Annotated in this window: 13 protein-coding genes; 8 read left to right on the top strand and 5 right to left on the bottom strand. The window is 34.3% G+C overall.

Annotation, left to right across the window (positions count from 1 at the left end):
• Positions 1–133 precede the first annotated feature (133 nt).
• Positions 134–3,292 (top strand): SusC/RagA family TonB-linked outer membrane protein, encoded by a 3,159-nt coding sequence (locus WC622_RS08240; protein WP_372819048.1) that lies wholly within the window; start codon positions 134–136, stop codon positions 3,290–3,292.
• A gap of 18 nt (positions 3,293–3,310) precedes the next feature.
• Positions 3,311–4,828 carry a RagB/SusD family nutrient uptake outer membrane protein gene (locus WC622_RS08235; protein WP_372819047.1) on the top strand — a complete coding sequence of 506 codons (1,518 nt, stop codon included), beginning with the start codon at positions 3,311–3,313 and terminating at the stop codon, positions 4,826–4,828.
• A 54-nt stretch (positions 4,829–4,882) separates the two neighbouring features.
• On the opposite strand, the gene pdxH is transcribed toward WC622_RS08235, so the two are convergent.
• Positions 4,883–5,533, bottom strand: a complete 651-nt coding sequence (gene pdxH, locus WC622_RS08230; RefSeq protein ID WP_372819046.1) for a pyridoxamine 5'-phosphate oxidase — start codon at positions 5,531–5,533, stop codon at positions 4,883–4,885.
• Positions 5,534–5,671: 138 nt separating this feature from the next.
• Between pdxH and WC622_RS08225 the strand changes: the two genes are divergently transcribed.
• On the top strand, positions 5,672–6,235 hold the full coding sequence (locus WC622_RS08225; protein ID WP_372819044.1) for a YqgE/AlgH family protein: 564 nt from the start codon (positions 5,672–5,674) through the stop codon (positions 6,233–6,235).
• 113 nt (positions 6,236–6,348) lie between these two features.
• Here WC622_RS08225 and purE read toward each other — a convergent pair whose 3' ends face one another.
• Entirely contained in the window at positions 6,349–6,831 is a 483-nt protein-coding gene (purE, locus tag WC622_RS08220) for a 5-(carboxyamino)imidazole ribonucleotide mutase (protein WP_372819042.1), read from the bottom strand.
• Positions 6,832–6,856: 25 nt separating this feature from the next.
• Positions 6,857–7,996: a 5-(carboxyamino)imidazole ribonucleotide synthase gene (locus WC622_RS08215; RefSeq protein ID WP_372819041.1), complete on the bottom strand. Its 1,140-nt coding sequence runs from the start codon at positions 7,994–7,996 to the stop codon at positions 6,857–6,859.
• Positions 7,997–8,012: 16 nt separating this feature from the next.
• Here WC622_RS08215 and WC622_RS08210 point away from each other — a divergent pair, with 16 nt between their 5' ends.
• On the top strand, positions 8,013–9,242 hold the full coding sequence (locus tag WC622_RS08210) for an NAD(P)/FAD-dependent oxidoreductase (protein WP_372819039.1): 1,230 nt from the start codon (positions 8,013–8,015) through the stop codon (positions 9,240–9,242).
• A gap of 218 nt (positions 9,243–9,460) precedes the next feature.
• Positions 9,461–11,656, top strand: a complete 2,196-nt coding sequence (locus WC622_RS08205) for a radical SAM protein (RefSeq protein ID WP_372819037.1) — start codon at positions 9,461–9,463, stop codon at positions 11,654–11,656.
• A gap of 80 nt (positions 11,657–11,736) precedes the next feature.
• On the opposite strand, the gene WC622_RS08200 is transcribed toward WC622_RS08205, so the two are convergent.
• Entirely contained in the window at positions 11,737–12,234 is a 498-nt protein-coding gene (locus WC622_RS08200) for a cell division protein (RefSeq protein ID WP_372819035.1), read from the bottom strand.
• A gap of 5 nt (positions 12,235–12,239) precedes the next feature.
• Complete coding sequence (locus WC622_RS08195; RefSeq protein WP_372819033.1) at positions 12,240–15,485, bottom strand: amidohydrolase family protein; 3,246 nt, start codon at positions 15,483–15,485, stop codon at positions 12,240–12,242.
• 78 nt (positions 15,486–15,563) lie between these two features.
• Here WC622_RS08195 and WC622_RS08190 point away from each other — a divergent pair, with 78 nt between their 5' ends.
• The 3 genes from WC622_RS08190 to WC622_RS08180 all read left to right on the top strand — a co-directional run bounded on the left by WC622_RS08190 (position 15,564) and on the right by WC622_RS08180 (position 19,607).
• Positions 15,564–17,456: an ATP-dependent DNA helicase RecQ gene (locus WC622_RS08190; RefSeq protein ID WP_372819031.1), complete on the top strand. Its 1,893-nt coding sequence runs from the start codon at positions 15,564–15,566 to the stop codon at positions 17,454–17,456.
• A 65-nt stretch (positions 17,457–17,521) separates the two neighbouring features.
• Positions 17,522–18,844: an MFS transporter gene (locus WC622_RS08185; protein ID WP_372819029.1), complete on the top strand. Its 1,323-nt coding sequence runs from the start codon at positions 17,522–17,524 to the stop codon at positions 18,842–18,844.
• A 25-nt stretch (positions 18,845–18,869) separates the two neighbouring features.
• Entirely contained in the window at positions 18,870–19,607 is a 738-nt protein-coding gene (locus WC622_RS08180; protein WP_372819027.1) for a (Fe-S)-binding protein, read from the top strand.
• Positions 19,608–19,709 lie beyond the last annotated feature (102 nt).

The following is a 19,709-nucleotide window of genomic DNA, read 5'->3' as shown; positions in this document are numbered from 1 at the left end:
AAAAAATAATTTATAACAATTACGATTATGAATTTGTTTGTAAAAAAAATGTTGCAAATATGTTGCAACATTGTTACACTACTTGTATATTGCATGTTATAACAATAATTATTTCACATTAAAATTAACGTAAATGAAACAAAAATTACTTAAATTATTTGTTTTGGCATTGCTGACCATTAGTACAGCATTTGCACAGAACAAAAATGTTACGGGTAAGGTTACAGGTGCAGACGATGGTCTCCCTATTCCTGGTGTATCTGTAAAAATTAAAGGAACAAACAATGCTGTTCAAACTAACACAAACGGTAATTTTACCATTTCTGTACCTAGTTCAACAACAGTTTTGGTTTTCTCTTCTCTAGGATTTGAGCGAGTTGAAAGAACAATAGGCACTCAATCCGTAATTAACATAATACTTACATCTTCAACAAGTACATTAAATCAGGTGGTTGTTGTAGCGTATGGTACTCAAAAAAGAGAAGCAATTACAGGTTCAGTAGCAACTATTGGCTCAGCTGACATCGAAAGACGTACAGTAACTAATGCAACTCAGTTGTTGCAAGGTTCTTCTCCAGGTATTGCTACTACTTCAGGTAATGGCCAACCAGGAGCTAGTACTACTATTCGTTTACGTGGTTTTGGATCATTTGCTGCATCTAGCAGTCCTTTAATCATCTTAGACGGCTCTCAGTATGATGGTAGTATTGGTGACATTAATGTTAACGATATTGACAACATCTCGATCTTAAAAGATGCATCTTCATCAGCACTTTATGGAGCAAGAGCTGCAAATGGTGTAATTATTATTACTACAAAACGTGGTAAAAATTTAGGTTCTTCTACGATTAATGCAACAGTTAATCAAGGATTTTCAGAAAGAGGTACACCTGAATATGATAGACTTGATGCTTATCAATATTACCCAGCATATTGGCAAGCAATCAAAAACAACTTGATGTTCTCGGCATCACCAGCCCAATCTGAGGCCGTTGCATCACAAAATGCAACAAACACAGTCGCAACCAACCTGGTTTACAATCCATTTAATGTACCTAATAATGCAATTGTTGGTACTGATGGAAAGCTTAATCCTAATGCATCTTTACTATATGATGATTTCAATTGGTATGCTCCATTACAAAGAACTGGTAAAAGACTTGATGTAAACACGAGTTTCTCTGGTAAAACAGAAAAGGCAGATTATTTTGTATCACTTGGTTATTTGAAGGACAATGGATATATCTTGAAATCTGATTTACAAAGATTCAATGCTCGTATGAATGTAAATGGTCAAATTAAACCATGGTTAAAAACGGGATTGAACTTATCTGCATCATTTAGTGATTTAACTAATGCACAAGATGCAGGAAGTGGTAGTGGAAGTAGTATTATCAATCCGTTTCTCTTTGCTAGAAATATGGGCCCTATTTACCCTGTATTTGCAAGAGATGCTGCTGGAAATAAGATCTTGAATCCTGCTACCGGTGAATTTTATTACGATTATGGGCAGCATCCAGGATCTATTAACCGTCCAACTGGAGCTTTACCAGGTCGTAATGTTGTGTATGAAACAATCTTAAATGACAACTTAGCGAGAAGAAATAATATTGGTGGTAGAACTTACTTTGAAGTTAAATTCTTAAAAGACTTCACTTTTGTTCCTGCGATTAATATTGATATTAGAAATAATGTATCTAGTACTTATCAAAATCCAACTGTTGGTGATGGTGCTTCAGTAGGAGGTGCTGCATCTAATAGTTCAACAACAATTAGATCTTATACATTTAATCAATTACTAAATTATAGGAAAACAATTGGTAACCATAATATCGCGGCAACAATTGGCCATGAGACGTATGATTTCACCACAAGAAACTTCAACGCTTCTAAAACATCTTTAATTTTACAAGGTAATACTGAGTTTGGTAACTTTGTTACACCTAATAGTGTTGGTGGTGCAAGAGATAAAGAAACAATCGAGTCTTATCTTTCTAGAGCAACTTACAATTACAAAGAAAAATATTTTGTTGAAGGATCACTTAGAAGAGACGGAAGCTCAAGATTTGCCCCTCAAAGTAGATGGGGTACATTTTTCTCTGCAGGTGCTTCATGGAGCGTTATTAAAGAAGATTTCATGAAAAGTGTTAACTGGATTAGTGATTTAAGATTGAAAGCTTCTTATGGTGAAGTTGGAAATAACTCACTGTCTAGTTATTATGATTACCAAGCATTTTATGATCTTGGATGGAACAACGGTACAGAACCTGGTGCTTTATTATCTACTGTTGCAACACCTGATTTGCAATGGGAAACTAGTAAAACTTTAAACTTAGGTTTGTCGTTTGGTTTCTTCAAAAATAGATTGACTGGTGAATTAGAGTATTTCAAAAGAGGTTCAGACAAATTACTTTTTAGTGTGCCAAGGCCATTATCTAATTCAGTAACCTCTGTGCTTCAAAATATCGGTTCGATGGAAAATAGGGGATGGGAGCTACAGATAGGTGGTGACGTGTTGAGAGCTAATGATTTTAAATGGAATTTAGTAACAAATTGGACAATTTTCAAAAATGAAATTACCAAATTACCAGCTGAAACCCCAACCATTATTTCTGGAACTAAAAGAAGAGAAGTCGGTAAAGATTTTTATGCTTTTTATTTAAGACAATATGCGGGTGTTGATCCAAGTGATGGTTCTTCATTATACATTCCTGCCGATGGAACTGCAGCAGGAAGTATGAGAACTGTTAATGGTGTACAATATGTAACTAATCAGACTTTAGCTAAATTTGATTATTCTGGAACTGCGATTCCTGATTTAGTTGGTTCATTTACTAATACATTTAGTTATAAAGATTTATCGTTATCATTCTTAGTAAATTATCAAATTGGTGGTAAGTTTTATGATAGTGTTTATCAAGGTTTAATGAGTGTTAGCTATGGTGCTTCATTACATGCAGATGCTGCTAACTCTTGGTCAACTACTAATAAGACAAGTCAAATCCCTCGTTTAGATGTTGGTAACACTACAAACATTAATGCTACTTCAAGTAGATGGTTGATTGATGCTTCTTATATTAGTTTTTCTAACGTAAATTTATCATATCGTTTGCCTAAAGCCTGGTTAAACAAAGTTGATGTTTCTGGTGCAAGAATTTTTGTTACTGGAGAAAACTTAGGAACAATTTCAAAAAGAAGAGGTTTAGATCCTAGAGAGTCATTCGATGGGGTAAATAGTACAACATATTTACCTAGCAGAATCTATAGCTTCGGTTTAAGTCTTTCACTATAACTAGTAATAATAAAAGAGATGAAAAAAATAATTATATTTTCAAGTGTGGTTGTATTATTAGCTGCTTCTAGCTGTAAAAAAGACTACCTTAACGTATCGCCAACTGATAAGATTGACGATTCAGCTGTATTTACCAGTACTTCAAATGCGAATATTGCATTAAATGGTATTTATAGATATATGTTCGAAAGAACTACAACGACTTCAAGTAATGCTCAAGGCAAACCAGGTGTTGGCGGTATTTTGCTAGCAGTTGATTTTATGGGAGAAGATTTGCATCAAGCAACTGCAACATGGTTTACCTCTACAGGTGAGGGTAATTATGTTGCTCCTAGAACTGACACTCATCCTTCTAACGTTTGGGTATTCAGAACTTTCTTCAGAATGATTGGTAATGCCAACGCAATAATTGATAATATTGATAATGCAAGCGGAACTCAATCTGAAAAAAACAGAATCAAAGCAGAGGCTCTAACATTAAGAGCATACGCATATTCTTACCTAGTACAATTCTATGGCAAAAGATATGATGCAACAGCAAAACCTAATAATCAATTAGCCGTACCTATGCCGTTAAAATCTACAGATAGCCAAATGCCTAGAGTAAGTGTTGAGACTGTTTATACACAAATCAATGCAGATCTTGATGCAGCAATTGCTTTAAATGTAACAACCAAAGTAAACAAGAGTCATGCTGACGTTTGGGTTGCTAAAGGATTGAAAGCAAGAGTTGCCTTAACTATGCAAGATTATCCAACTGCGATTACATACGCTAAGCAAGTAATTGATGGTGGTGCTTATCCATTAATGGATGCAACCGCTTACCAATCTGGTTTTAACAATGCTCCTGCCTTATCTGAGGTAATGTGGGCAATGATGCCAACGTTTGAGCAAGGTGATACTTTTGGTTCATTCTTTGCACAGATTGCTTATAATGCAAATACCTCTTACGAAAGAGGTACTCCAAAAAGAATTAACTCTGCATTATATGCACAAATTCCTGCAACAGATGTTAGAGCAAAAATGTGGGAGCCAGCACCAACAACTGCTAACTTCCCGTTGCCATTAACTTCTTTTGTTAGACAACCTTATATGAGCAGAAAATATTCCGTTAAAACTGTAGGTGACCCTTCTTTAGGAGATGTTCCATTAATGAGGTCTTCTGAAATGTATTTAATTTTAGCTGAAGCTTATGCGAAATCTGCTGTGCCACAAACAGCTTTGGCTCAAGCAACTTTATTTACATTGAATTTCAAAAGAAATCCAAGTTATGTGTTATCAACAAGTGTTGGTGCTACATTAATCAACGAGATATTATTCAGTAGAAGAATTGAGCTTTGGGGTGAAGGTTTCAGATACTTAGATTTGAAACGTTTAAACCTACCATTAGACAGAACAGTAGCAAATGTTCCTAACTATGTTGCTGCATCTGTTGCTAACTTCTTAACGCTACCAGCTGGTGATGTAAGATGGGAATGGTACATTCCAAGAGATGAGATTAATGCAAATCCAAACATTGGTCCGCAGAACCCATAATTAATTAATAAATTAACACTCAACAAAAAACCCGCATTATGCGGGTTTTTTGTTTTAAGGAGCTAAACGATTAGTTTGCCATTTGCCATTTATTAAATCGTACTTAATTCTATCGTGTAAACGGCTTGTTCTACCTTGCCAAAATTCTATAGATGTTGGTTTAACAATATATCCACCCCAATGCGCTGGTTTAGGAATTGTTTTATCTTGATAAGTTGCGGTTAATTCTTCAACCTTAGCCTCTAATAGTTGTCTATCTGTTATAACTTGACTTTGAGGAGAAACGATGGCGCCAATCTGACTTCCCTTTGGACGCGAATGGAAATACTTTTCTGAAGCTTCTTTACTTAGTTTTTCAACTTTTCCTTCAATCCGAACTTGACGTTCTAATTCCGCCCAAAAGAAAACTAAACAAGCTTGTGGGTTTTTCTTCAATTCCTTACCCTTTGTACTTAAATAGTTGGTGTAAAAACTAAACCCATTTTCATCAAATCCTTTTAGTAAAACAATACGAGCGTTTGGTTTGCCAGATTTATCAGCTGTTGCCAAAGTCATTGCATTGGGTTCAAATATTTCGGCAGTCAAAGCCTCAGAAAACCATTTCTCAAATTGTTTAATTGGACTTTTATTGATGTCATTATCGTTTAGTTGTTCAGAACGATAATCTTGCCTTAAATTTTCTAGTGTTTCTTTAGTAACCTCCATATTACAAAAATAGTGTAAACTAGTTGAAAGGTTGTAATGTTTTAATGTTTAAATGTTTTGCAACATCCATACTAAATATGATTGAACATTACAACTTTCTAACTTTGCAACATTGAAACTTTTAGCTAAATTTCGCAAATGTTAAGTAAAATTGTCCCTTCTGCTGGAAAATTGCTGATTTCTGAACCGTTTTTAAATGATCCAAATTTTAAACGTTCAGTTATACTAATGGCTGAGCATGGAGAAGAAGGCACGCTTGGTTTTATTTTAAATCAGCCCAGTAGTTTACTATTAAAAGATTTAGTACCTGATTTAGGACAAGCTGATTACCCAATTTTTATTGGTGGACCTGTTGAGGTTGATACTATTCATTTTATTCATCGCTGTTACGATAAATTAAATAGTGGGGAAGAAATTGCCAACGGAATTTATTGGGGAGGAAATTTCGAAACACTTAAGATATTGGTGAATAACAATAGCATTTCTGAAAATGAAGTGAAATTTTTCTTAGGTTATTCTGGATGGGGGCAAGAACAATTGGAAGAAGAGATTAACACCAATACATGGATTGTATCTGGTAAATATCATCAAGATATTGTCTTTTCACATAACGAAGAAGAGTTATGGAGAAAAGTAATTGTTAATCTAGGTCCAAAATACGCTCATGTTAGCAATTTCCCAAGTGATCCTAGCCTTAATTAAGCTCTAACTCGTCATTGCCAACTCGATTGGCAATCGTAATACAACAAATTAATAATTACAGCTTTTAAAGATTTCCGCCTACGCGGGAATGACGCAAACATAAGAGACTACATTTACATTTCAGCAGCGCTTTCCTCAACTTTTTTCTTTAAATCATCCTTATATGCTTGCATTTTTTGAGTGATTGAATCATCGGCAGTTGCCAGAATTTGAACAGCTAATAAACCAGCATTCTTAGCGGCATTTAAAGCAACTGTAGCTACTGGAATACCATTAGGCATTTGAAGAATTGATAAGATAGAATCCCAACCATCAATAGAGTTTGAAGATTTAACAGGAACACCAATTACAGGCAAAGTTGTGATAGAAGCAACCATTCCAGGTAAGTGAGCTGCACCACCTGCACCAGCAATTATTACTTTTAAACCTCTATTAGCTGCGTCTTTTGCGTAGGTAAACATGCGTTCTGGTGTACGATGTGCAGAAACAACGGTCATCTCAAACTCAACACCAAATTCTTTACAGATATCAGCAGCATCTTGCATCACGTTTAAATCAGATTTGCTGCCCATAATTATACCTACTTTTGCACTCATATTGTCTACTTTTAATATTTGTTTCTTAAGAAATTACTTTTAAGGTTTGTTGGATATATCTTGCTTTTTCTATTGCATTTTCTCGATTTTGATCTACAATAGTAACATGCCCCATTTTGCGGAAAGGCTTAGTATATTTTTTACCATATAAATGTACATAAACCCCATCAATAGCCATTATTTTTTCTAAACCATCGTATTTCGCTAAACCATCATGTCCTTTTTCGCCTAATAAATTTATCATTACGGCATTACTAATTGAACGAGTATCGCCCAATGGCAAATTGAAAATTGAACGTAGATGTTGTTCGAATTGTGAAACATAGTTTCCTTCAATCGTTTGGTGACCGCTATTGTGTGGACGAGGAGCTAATTCATTCACTAAAATGTTTCCATCTTTAGTCACAAACATTTCTACGGCCAATATTCCGGTAATATTCAAAGCTGATGCAATGTTTAATGCAATTTTTTCAGCTCTATTTTGAATATCCTCTGGGTAGGTTGATGGTGAAATTAGAAATTCTACCAAATTAGCTTCGGTATTAAATTCCATTTCCACCATTGGAAAAGTTTTCATGTTGCCATTGGCATTTCTAGCTACAATTACTGCTATTTCCTTATCAAAATCTACTAATTCCTCTATTAAGGATGGTACTTCAAAAGCATTTTCTATATCAGCAAGGTTGTTAATTTTCATTACACCTTTGCCATCATAGCCATCTTTACGTTGCTTTAAAATGTATGGAAAAGCAAAGTTTCCATTCGTTAAATCATCTTTCGAATTTACTAATTGAAAATGAGCTGTTGGAATATCATTCTCTTTAAAAAACTGTTTTTGTACACCTTTATCTTGAATTAATCGAATAACTCGAGATTGTGGAAATACCAATTTTCCTTCTTTTTCTAATTGTTCTAATGCCTCAATATTTACTTTTTCGATTTCAATAGTAATGATATCAGCTTTTTTGCCAAAGTTGTAAACCGTGTCAAAATCTGTAATTGAACCGCATTCAAATTTATTAGCAATGTGTTTACAAGGTGCGTCAGGATCAGGATCTAAAACCAAGGTGGTTAAATTGTAATTGATTGCCTCTTGTATCAACATTCTGCCGAGTTGTCCACCGCCTAATATCCCTAATTTTAGCTCGCTTATCTGTTTTGCCATTATCGAATATAAATTTATGCTTATTTTGCACAAAAATAACAATATAAACCAATTGATGGATGCAGATGCGATAATTATTGGAGCTGGTGCTTGCGGATTGATGTGTGCTGTGCAGGCTGGTTTCTTAGGAAAAAAAGTTATTGTACTCGAAAAGAACAGTAAGCCAGGAGCTAAAATCTTAATTTCTGGAGGCGGCAGATGTAATTTTACCAATCAATGGGCAACTACAGAACAGTTTATTTCTGCAAATCCACATTTCTTAAAATCTTCCTTTAATCAATGGACAGTTGAAGATACGATTAGCTTTTTCGAAACTTATGGCATTGTAGGAAAAGAAAAAACATTAGGTCAATTATTTCCTCATCAAAAAAATGCAAGAGATGTTGTCGAAGTTTTTACATCGCTTTGCGAAGAAATGGACCAAGAAATTTCGTGCAATATTGAGGTGAAAGATATTGAGCAAACAGCGAGCGGATTTATCGTAAATTATGCCATATGCGATAAAATTAAAACTATCTCTGCACCAAAGGTTGTAATTGCAAGTGGCGGATTGCCAATTCCGAAAATGGGGGCAACTGATTTCGCCTTGCGTTTTGCACGTAAAAATGGATTGAAAATTATAGAAACTGCACCTGCATTGGTTCCTTTAACCATTACTGGAAAAGATGAAGATTGGTACGCACAACTTTCGGGAAATTCTGTTTTTTGTGAAGTAAGTAACGATGAAATTTCTTTTGAAGAAAATATGCTATTCACCCATTGGGGGTTAAGTGGACCAGCAATTTTGCAAATTTCATCGTATTGGCGTAGAGGCGAGGTTTTCAATGTTAATTTATTGCCTTATCAAAATATAAGAGAATTGATTGAAGAGGAGCGTAAAGCGAATGGTAAAACACTGCTATCAACGTTGTTGAACCGTTTTTATGCAAAGAAATTTACAGATGCATTAGGCAAATTTCTACCATTAACTAAAACAGTAGCAGATTTAAGCAAAGCTGAAATGGAGTTGATTTATCAGACTATTCACGAGTTTAAAGTTAAGCCAGCGGGTGATAAGGGCTACGATAAAGCAGAGGTAATGCGTGGTGGAATTGATACCAATGAAATTTCTTCTAAAACATTAGAATGCAAAAAGATACCAGGCTTGTATTTTGGGGGAGAATGTATGGATGTAACAGGCTGGCTTGGTGGTTACAACTTTCAGTGGGCTTGGGCAAGTGGTTTTGTAATTGCACAGAATTTGTAGCTTTTTACTTGCGTCATTGCGAGGCACGAAGCAATCTTAAAGCGATAGAAAGGAAACCAACCCTTATTTAAAGTTATTGCTCGGTGCTTGCATAAATACTATTAAGACGTAAGATAAACGAAGGATGAACGTAATATGAACGAAGGATGACAATAACTTACTTAGTGTATGACACTACTAATTCATAATCTTAATTGTATTTTTGTAAAAACAATCCTTTGAAAAGCGACCTTCTTTTAATTACCCCACCATTTACACAACTGAATACTCCGTATCCTGCAACTGCGTATATAAAAGGTTTTCTAAATACGAAGAACATTTCTTCAACTCAAGCCGATTTAGGGATCGAAGTGATTTTGGAATTGTTCTCTAAAAAAGGATTATATGATTTATTTATTCACGCTGAGCTAAACAAAAGAGAATTATCTTTTAATGTGCAACGCATCCTTGCTTTAAAAGAAGACTATCTCAAAACCATTGATGCTGTAATTGCTTTTTTGCAAGGAAAAAATCCGACATTAGCTTTACAGGTTTGTCAGGAAGATTTTTTGCCAGAAGCTTCTCGTGTAGCACAATTAGAAGTACTAGACTGGGCTTTTGGCGCCATGGGAACGCAAGATAAAGCGAAACATTTAGCCACACTTTATTTAGAAGATATCTCTGATTTTATTGTAGAATGCATCGATCCAAATTTTGGATTTAGTCGATACGCAGAGCGATTAGGACGAAGTGCTAATTCATTTGATGAATTGTATGAGGCTTTAAGTCAAGAACCTACATATGTAGATAAAATTTTAATCAATATTCTTAAAAAAAGATTAGAAGAAGTTCAACCCAAACTATTTCTAATTTCTGTTCCTTTCCCTGGTAATTTATATTCAGCTTTCCGCTGTGCGCAATATGTAAAACAGAACTATCCGAATATTAAAATATCAATGGGTGGTGGTTTTCCAAATACAGAACTACGTTCATTATCTGATAAAAGGGTATTCGAATTTTTCGATTATATCACACTAGACGATGGAGAATTGCCAATTGAATTATTATGTAGTGCACTTATAAAAGGTGGTGAATTTAATCTATATAAAAGAACATTTTTACTAGAGAACGGAGAAGTTACTTATAGAAATGACTCCTTAAGAAGCGATTATAAACAAGCTGATGTAGGTACTCCTGATTATGCTGATTTACAATTAGACAACTATATTTCTGTGATTGAAATTGTAAATCCAATGCATAGAATGTGGAGCGATGGTAGATGGAATAAACTAACAATGGCGCATGGCTGTTATTGGGGAAAATGTACATTTTGCGATATATCATTAGATTATATTAAAGTTTATGAACCTGTTGCAGCAAAGTTAATTGTAGATCGGATTGAAGAATTGTCCAAAAAAACGGGTGAAAATGGTTTTCACTTTGTGGATGAGGCTGCACCGCCAGCATTAATGCGTGAGGTAGCCCTAGAGATTTTAAGAAGAAAAATTTCAGTTACGTGGTGGACGAATATCCGCTTTGAAAAGAGTTTTACACAAGATTTATGCTTGTTGTTAAAAGCATCGGGTTGTATTGCCGTTTCTGGTGGATTAGAAGTTGCATCTGATAGACTATTAAAGCTAATTGATAAAGGTGTAACGGTTGAACAAGTGGCTAAAGTCACCCGAAATTTTACTGAAGCTGGAATTATGGTTCATGCCTATTTAATGTATGGTTATCCAACGCAAACTATTCAAGAAACAGTTGATAGTTTAGAAATGGTTCGCCAATTATTTGAAGCTGGGGTTTTACAATCTGGCTTTTGGCACCAATTTGCAATGACAGCACATAGTCCAGTTGGTTTATATCCTGAGAAATTCGGTGTGGTAAAAGAAACCGAAGCGATTGGAACTTTTGCCAATAACGATATCAATTACACCGATAAAACTGGAATTGATCATACTAAATTTAGTTTCGGGCTGAAAAAATCACTTTTCAATTTTATGCATGGCATTTGCTTTGATTACAAGCTACAAGATTGGTTTGATTTCAAAATCCCTAGAACTACAATTCCATCTAATTTTATTAATAGGGCATTAAATAACGATGATAGTTTTACTATTAAGCCAACTGCCAAAATAGTTTGGTTAGGAGGGAAGCCCACAATGGAAACCTTTACTAAATCTAAAAAGGGCAATTCGTGGGAAATAATGACTTTAAATTTCCATAGTAAAAAGGAGAGTTTTACTATCCAAACCAAAAAAAAAGAAGGAGAGTGGTTGGTTTCTATATTAGAGAAAATTTCAGTTTCAAATGAAAAAAAGTACACTTTTCAAGAAATCAAAACTGATTTCGAAAACACAATAGAACATTTCGAGTTGTTCTGGTATTCTAAACCAATACATACTTTAAGGGAATTTGGTTTATTGGTGCTTTAGACAGTTTTGTCATTCAGGGCGAAGCGAAGAATCTAAAAGTTAAATTCAACTCCTAGATTCCTCCAAAGTCGGAATGACACTCAAGTATTGATTACAAATTCTTTTTCAGCAATTTTTTTAACTACTCTATTTCTCTCAGTTAACAAAGCAATCATATAATTCTTAAGGATAATTCTATTGAACAACTTTCCAAATATTCCATACGGAACGCCATAAGCAAATACATCCTTCATTTCTGTTACACCGTTGGTTTCTTCAAAAAAATGGTCGCGCTTAATGAAACTAAAAGCCCCTTTTAACATACAATCCTGAAAATAATAAGGAGCTTTTAGTTTGGTTATTTTGGAACTTAAAGTTTGATAAATTCCAAAATGTTTGGCTTTCCAAGTTACTTCATCGCCCAATTCGCACAAACCACTTGTTCTACCCGAAATTGCCTTTTCATTAGTTTTTGCAGTAGATAATTGATGTATATCTATACTTCTAGCGCAATCGAAAACAATTTGAATTGGAGCATTGATAGAAGTTAAAAGAACTATTTCAGTTCCATCTTCTCTTTTACCTTTTCCATCATCCATTTATTCTAGTCGCAGTTTGGTACTGTAAAAGTCCAAGTATCTGATAGTCTATAAGGAATTGTAAATGCTACGCCTTTATCTAATTCAAACCATAATTTAGACCGTACTTTTTCTCTAGTTCCAGTTTCATTCATGGTCATGCTATCGTATAATCTACCATTTATCATCACATATTTTATCTTTTCAGAATTTCTAATGTCATCTAAAGGGTTTGAATCCAGTACGACTAAATCACCTAATTTTCCAACTTCTAAAGAACCAATTTCTTTATCCATTCCTAAATAGCTTGCACCGTTTAAGGTAGCGTTACGAATAGCTTGCAATGGTGTTGCACCGCCTTGTACAAACATCCATAATTCCCAATGTGCGCCTAAACCCTGTATTTGTCCGTGAGCACCTAAATTGATTTTTGTTCCGCCATCTGCTAATTGTTTTACAGCTTTAGATACTTCAATGTGATTATAATCTCCATATTCTGAAGTAGTTCTCCTTCTAGAACGTGAATCAATAATCGCCCTTGGCGTAAAGTTCAATAAACGTTCATTTTCCCAAACATTTGTTCTGTCGTACCAATAATTCTCACCCCACTGACCTCCATAAGCAACAATTAAAGTAGGGGTATAAGCCACACTGGTATTATTCCAGAAGTTAACTACATCTTTATAGATTGGTGTTACAGGAATACTATGTTCAATCCCTGTATGGCCATCGGCAACCATATTCATATTGGTGAAAAACGTTGAACCCCCTTCAGGAACAACTTCCATATGTAGCTGTCTTGCAGCCTCTAATATTTGCTGACGCTGATCTCTGCGTGGCTGATTATAGGATTTTACCGAAAATGCACCAACTGCCTTTAATCGTCTTAAATGAGATAAAGCATCATCTAAACTATTAATTACTACTTTGAAATCGCCGTCTGCTCCATATAAAATAGAACCCGTAGAGTATACACGTGGGCCAATCATGCGACCAGCTTTTAGCATTTCACTCTGACTGAAAACCATTTCTGTATTGCTACTTGGATCATGAGAAGTCGTTACCCCAAAAGATAAGTTAGCCAAGTATGACCAATCTTGTTGTGGACTAATACCATCTGGACTTGTACGTAAATGCGCATGTACATCAACTATTCCAGGCATAATTGTTTTGCCAGTTACATCAACAACTTTAGCATTTGCTGGAATGCTTACATCTTTCCCAACAGCGATAATTTTATTGTTTTCTACTAAAATAGTTCCCTCTTCAATTACTTCATCACCTTTCATGGTAATAATTCTAGCACCTTTTAAGGCTAAAATTCCAGTTGGAACATCTGTTTTAAGTTTCAACCCAATCGCAATACCAGCGGTATCTGGCTCTGGTAAAACTTGTGGTGCACCTTCAATAAAATTGAAAGTATTTTTAATTTCTCTACTATAATATTGCTCTCCCAATGTCCAAAGTAACTTTTTGCTATCTGTACTCCAATGCAAAAAGGTTCCAGCATCTTTTGTAACTCTTGCCAAAGGGATAGCTTTGTTATTTGCAGATAAATCTAATGCTATACCAGTGGTCACCATTGGAGTAATGTAAGCGTTGAATAATTCTGTAAACGCCATCCATTTTCCATCCGGGCTTGGTGTAAACTGTGTTGCGTATTGAGAAGTATAATGCGTTCTTTCATTGCCTCCATTCAAATCCATGCTTTTAAAAGCTTTTTTACCAGCTTCATATCCTTGGAAATAAATTCGACTATCATCTGCATTAAAAATTGGTTTAATTCCGCTTTCGCTAATTAACGTTTTTGCTCCACCATTTGCTGGCATAATAAAAATACCAGTATTTTTTCCATAGGTTAAGCCTAAAGTTTCATTTCCAACACCTTTTCTGAAAACTATTTTATCACCTTTATTTGAGTAGGATGGAGAATAGTAATACCCTTTTTCATCAGTTAATGTGATAGTTTTGCCGGTTTTAAGATCAGTTCTTTTTATAGCACCTTTAAATTCATCGCTCCATGTGGTATAAATTACAAACTTGCCATCGTTGCTAAATTCTGGTTCAAACTCAAAATCAATACCATTGGTTACACGCTCTGGTATCCCGTTAGGTAATTCTTTTTTGTATAAATAACCTGCGGCATTAAAAACTACTAATTTGCCATCTGGCGATGTGGTTAATTGTCGAATCATTTTAACCGTAAACTCAGGATTAAAAACATCATGCTCAAAATGTAAGGATTGTTGAACAGTTTGTGAACTGTTAACTTCGAAAGGAATATCGCTTACTTGTAGATTGTTTAAGTCAATTTGTTTGATTTTTCCTTTGGCATAAAATACAATACCTTTCGAATCTGGTGTCCATGCAAAGTTTGGATAAACCCCAAAAATAGCCCATGTTTCTTGTTGATCGTGAGATAAATCATCATATAAAGGCCATTCTTCACCAGTTTTTATATTCTGAATATATAAAGCTGATTTTAAACGTACTCTTTTTACATAAGCCATTAATTTGCCATCTGGCGATATTTGTGGACGAGCAGAACCACCTTGTTCTGCAATTAAATTGGTTAATTTTCCAGTCGTTAAATCTAATTGTCTAATCGCATAAATTAATCCATTTGGATCCTTGCTATATTCAAAATTCGGACCTGGAGAAACATCTTCACTAAAATATAAGAATTTGCCATCTGGCGATACATTAGGTTCTCCAGCATCTTGCTGATCATTTTTTCTTTTTGTTAGCTGTACACCATCCCCGCCGTAAATACTGTACATCCACATTTCACCTGCACCTAAAGAACGTGAGGCAGTAAAGTGTTTTCTAGCTACTAGATATTCACTATTCGGCATCCAAGTTGCATTATTCAATAGGCGAAAAGTTTCTTTCGTAATTTGTTTTTTATTGCCGCCATCCATATCCATAATCCAAACATTATCGCCACCGCTTTTATCGCTGGTGTACGAAATATATTTCCCATTTGGACTAAAACGCGGTTGAACATCCCAAGCAACTCCGCCACTTAATAACTTTGCTGGACCCCCACTTATAGGCATTTTATAAATATCACCTAATAAATCAAAAACAATTTCTTTTCCATCCGGACTAACATCTAAATTCATCCAAGTGCCTTCATCTGTAGTAATTGTGAAGTTTTTGGTTTGGCCTTTGTATTTTTCTACATCCCATTTTGCGGCCTCTTTTTTCTCTTGTGCAGAAGCAGAAATTAGCAGGAATAAACAGCTAGCGAATAAAGAAATTTTTTTCATCTTAGTTAATTGTAATTATTTAAGTTGCGCAATTTAATAATATCAGTCCGTTTTTATTAGTTTTGAAAACATCTTTTTATGACAGAAGCGGAGATATTAAAGAAATATTGGGGTTTTGATAACTTTAGACCTTTACAGGATGAAATTATCCAATCGGTATTAAATGGAAATGATACTTTAGCTTTATTGCCAACTGGCGGTGGAAAATCATTATGTTTTCAAGTGCCAGCAATGGTAATGGATGGAATTTGCATTGTAGTTTCGCCTTTAGTTGCCTTGATGAAAGATCAAGTGGAGAACTTAAAGGCAAAAGGAATTGAAGCTATCGCGATTTATGCTGGAATGGGCAAAAGAGAGATCGACATTCTGTTAGATAATTGCATTTACGGCAAAATTAAATTCCTTTATTTATCACCAGAAAGATTGCTTTCTGAGATAGTTCGCGAACGCATTTCATATATGAATGTGAATTTGATTGCTGTCGATGAAGCACATTGTATTTCTCAATGGGGTTATGATTTTCGACCACCATATTTAAAACTAAAAGAACTTCGAGAAATTCACCCTGATAAGCCAATTTTAGCCTTAACTGCTACTGCAACGGCTTTTGTGAAGGAAGATATTTTGCAGAAACTAGAGTTGAAAAACCCTCAGATCTTTGTGAAAAGCTTTGCTCGTACTAATTTAAGCTATGTAGTTTTCGATTTAGAAGACAAACATAAAAAGTTGTTAGAAATTGCTAAAAACGTAAAAGGATGCGGCTTGGTTTATGTTAGAAATAGGAGAGAAACCGCTGAAGTTGCTCATTTTTTACAACGAAATGGAATTGCGGCAGATTTTTATCACGCAGGAATTGAAAAAGATCTTCGTTTTAAAAAACAAGAAGATTGGAAGAAAGATGTAATTAGAATTATGGTTGCCACCAATGCTTTTGGGATGGGAATTGATAAACCGAATGTTCGTTTTGTAATCCATTTAGATTTACCAGATAGCCTAGAAGCGTATTATCAGGAAGCTGGTAGGGCAGGACGAGATGAAAAACGTGCTTTTGCTGTATTATTGGCTAATAAATCAGATCAATTGATATTAAATGCGAAATATGCAGATAGTTATCCAACAGTTGAGGATATTAAAAAAACATACCATTATTTAGGAAGCTATTTTCAATTGGCTTTTGGCGCTGGAGAGGGTTTAAGTTTTGAATTTGATTTAGCTGATTTTTGTAAAAAGTTCAATCTTGGCGTAATTAAAACCTTAGCGTCGTTAAAGTTTTTGGAACATGATGGTTATTTAGCTTTATCAGAAAACATATTTTTACAATCTAGAATTATGTTTACGGCTAGTCATGAAGATGTTTACCGGTTTCAAATCGAAAACTCTGGTTATGACCCACTCATTAAAACCATTCAACGTTCTTATGGTGGTGCTTTTGATGGCTATGTTAAAATCAAAGAAGCAGATTTATCCAATAGATTAAAAATTTCTTTTAATGAAGTTGTTGGACATTTAAATCGTTTACAACAATTAGAAATTTTATCGTATTTACCACAAACCGATAAGCCACAATTACAATTTATAGTACCACGAGCAGATCAATTGCATCTCGATATTGATGTAAAATACATTAAACTAAGACAACAAATACAAATAGATCAACTTAAAGCAGTTTTAACTTATGCATCTACACCATTATGTAGAAGTAAACAATTACTTCATTACTTTGGAGAGACGAATGCTGATAAATGTGGTTTTTGTGATATTTGCCTTGCAGAAAGGAAAATAGAAGAACTAGCTCAATTAAAAGATAAAATAGATTTTGAAATAATTACGGTATTGCAAAGTGAACATTATAGTTTAGATGAGTTGGTAACTAAGCTAAATACAGGTATGGAAAACGATAAAATCGAAAGAATTAGGGAGTTATTAGATGCTGGAAAAATTAAAACAGATGGGAAAAAGTATTATTTGTAAAAGGCAAGATTGCACAATTCTCTTCTTTATTATTATTTTATTTACATTTAGTTTCTCATAAATATATGCAACAGAAAAACGATAAAAAAGTCATTCGCTCTTGGGCCTTTTTCGATTGGGCTAACTCTGCTTATAACTTGGTTATAACCTCAACTATATTTCCTGCGTATTACACCATTATTACTTCGGATAAGAATGACAATACGATAGACTACGTAACCTTTTTAGGTAGAAAGTTTGTGAATTCTGCATTATATAGCTATGCTATGGCTTTTGCTTTTTTGGTTATTGCAGTAATTTCTCCAATATTATCTTCCATTGCAGATACAAGAGGGAATAAAAAGATATTCATGCAAATGTTCACTTACATTGGCTCTTTAGCCTGTTGTGGACTATTCTTTTTTAAACTGGAAACATTAGAAATCAGCGTTGTTTTATTTGTTTTAGCGGCTATTGGTTTTTGGGGAAGTTTAGTTTTTTATAATTCTTATTTACCGGAAATTGCTAGTATAGACCAACAAGATAAAGTAAGTGCAAAAGGTTTTACTTACGGCTATATTGGAAGTATAATTCTACAATTAATTTGTTTTGTTTTTGTTTTTAAACCTGATTGGTTTGGTATTACAGATAGTTCTATTCCAGCAAGATTATCGTTTTTTATGGTGGGTATATGGTGGATGGTTTTCGCACAAATTCCATTTAAAAATCTACCAAAAGGAAGTCCCAATTTTAAAAGCGAGAAACAAAATGTGATGACTAGTGGCTTTAAAGAGTTGAAAAAAGTTTGGGGTCAAGTAAAACAAATGGCGTATTTAAAACGCTTTTTGTACGCATTCTTTTTTTACTCGATGGGTGTACAAACTGTAATGTTAGTCGCAACCATTTTTGGCGAAAAAGAATTACATCTTCCAACATCAAAATTAATTGCTACTATTTTATTATTACAAATTGTAGCCATTCCTGGTGCAATGCTGATGTCGTATTTATCTACTAAAAAATACGGAAATGTAAATGTTTTAATAGGAGTAGTGCTCATATGGATTGGAGCTTGCATTGCAGCTTACTTTATTCATACAGAATATCAATTTTATGCTTTAGCTGCTGTAATTGGGTTAATTATGGGTGGTATTCAATCCTTATCACGATCTACATATTCTAAATTTTTGCCTCAAGAAAGCCCCGATCATACTTCTTTTTTCAGTTTTTATGATGTAACCGAGAAAGTTGCTTTAGTATTTGGGATGTTTAGTTTTGGTTATATTGAAGAATTAAGTGGTAGCATGCGAAATTCTGTTATCGCATTAGCCATCTTTTTTGTTTTAGGATTACTATTTTTGCTGTTCCTGAAAAAAGTACAACCTAAATCAGTTGCTGTTATTGAAAAATAGGAGCCTTAATTTTTAATATTTCCCGATGAAGATAGAATTATTTGTTCCTTGTTTTGTAGATCAATTATACCCAGAAACTGCTTTTAATACCATTAAAGTTTTAGAAAAAGCCGGTTGCGAAGTAAGTTACAATTCAAAACAAACATGTTGCGGACAACCAGCTTATAATGCGGGTTATTGGGAACAAGCAAAAGAAATAGGTAGCAAATTTTTAAACGATTTTTCTGAAAGCGATTATATTGTAGCGCCATCTGCTTCATGCGTTGGTATGGTTAAAAATGGTTTTAATGACTTGTTTACCAACACAATAGTTCATAATAAATGTAGAAATATACAAGGTAATATTTTCGAATTATCTGATTTTTTAATCAATGTGTTAAAGAAAGATTATTTTGGAGCGGAGCTAGATGGAAAAGCAGTTTACCATGATTCTTGTAGTGGTCTTCGCGAATGCAAAATAAAAGAAGAACCTCGTCGGTTACTTTCTAAAGTGCATGGTTTGGAATTGGTAGAAATGAAAGATACGGATATGTGTTGTGGTTTTGGTGGTACTTTCGCCGTTAAATTTGATGCAATTTCATCTGCAATGGCAGAACAAAAAGTAAATAATGCTTTAGAAATGGAAGCGGAATATATTATATCTACAGATTTATCATGCTTAATGCACTTAGAAGGTTATATCAAAAAGAACAACATCCCTTTAAAGACTATGCACATTGCTGATGTGCTAGCAAATGGTTGGTTAGAAAGCACAGAATACTAATTTAATGTAAAAGAAAGGTTATACTTCTATAAATTAACCTTTTTTAACACTTGAAGTCTAAAAACTACAATAAATTTGTAGTATCAAAACAATAGATATATT

The sequence above is a fragment of the Pedobacter sp. genome, from assembly GCF_041662865.1.
GTDB lineage: Bacteria > Bacteroidota > Bacteroidia > Sphingobacteriales > Sphingobacteriaceae > Pedobacter.
The sequence above is the reverse complement of the archived record's forward strand: the minus strand, read 5'-3'. Positions and strand labels throughout refer to the sequence as shown.

Excerpts from the sequence above, each read along its gene's own strand:
- WC622_RS08240 (WP_372819048.1), top strand. The coding sequence starts at position 134 with ATGAAACAAAAATTACTTAAATTATTTGTTTTGGCATTGCTGACCATT.
- WC622_RS08235 (WP_372819047.1), top strand. The coding sequence starts at position 3,311 with ATGAAAAAAATAATTATATTTTCAAGTGTGGTTGTATTATTAGCTGCT.
- pdxH (WP_372819046.1), bottom strand. The coding sequence starts at position 5,533 with ATGGAGGTTACTAAAGAAACACTAGAAAATTTAAGGCAAGATTATCGT.
- WC622_RS08225 (WP_372819044.1), top strand. The coding sequence starts at position 5,672 with ATGTTAAGTAAAATTGTCCCTTCTGCTGGAAAATTGCTGATTTCTGAA.
- purE (WP_372819042.1), bottom strand. The coding sequence starts at position 6,831 with ATGAGTGCAAAAGTAGGTATAATTATGGGCAGCAAATCTGATTTAAAC.
- WC622_RS08215 (WP_372819041.1), bottom strand. The coding sequence starts at position 7,996 with ATGGCAAAACAGATAAGCGAGCTAAAATTAGGGATATTAGGCGGTGGA.
- WC622_RS08210 (WP_372819039.1), top strand. The coding sequence starts at position 8,013 with ATGCTTATTTTGCACAAAAATAACAATATAAACCAATTGATGGATGCA.
- WC622_RS08200 (WP_372819035.1), bottom strand. The coding sequence starts at position 12,234 with ATGGATGATGGAAAAGGTAAAAGAGAAGATGGAACTGAAATAGTTCTT.
- WC622_RS08195 (WP_372819033.1), bottom strand. The coding sequence starts at position 15,485 with ATGAAAAAAATTTCTTTATTCGCTAGCTGTTTATTCCTGCTAATTTCT.
- WC622_RS08190 (WP_372819031.1), top strand. The coding sequence starts at position 15,564 with ATGACAGAAGCGGAGATATTAAAGAAATATTGGGGTTTTGATAACTTT.
- WC622_RS08185 (WP_372819029.1), top strand. The coding sequence starts at position 17,522 with ATGCAACAGAAAAACGATAAAAAAGTCATTCGCTCTTGGGCCTTTTTC.
- WC622_RS08180 (WP_372819027.1), top strand. The coding sequence starts at position 18,870 with ATGAAGATAGAATTATTTGTTCCTTGTTTTGTAGATCAATTATACCCA.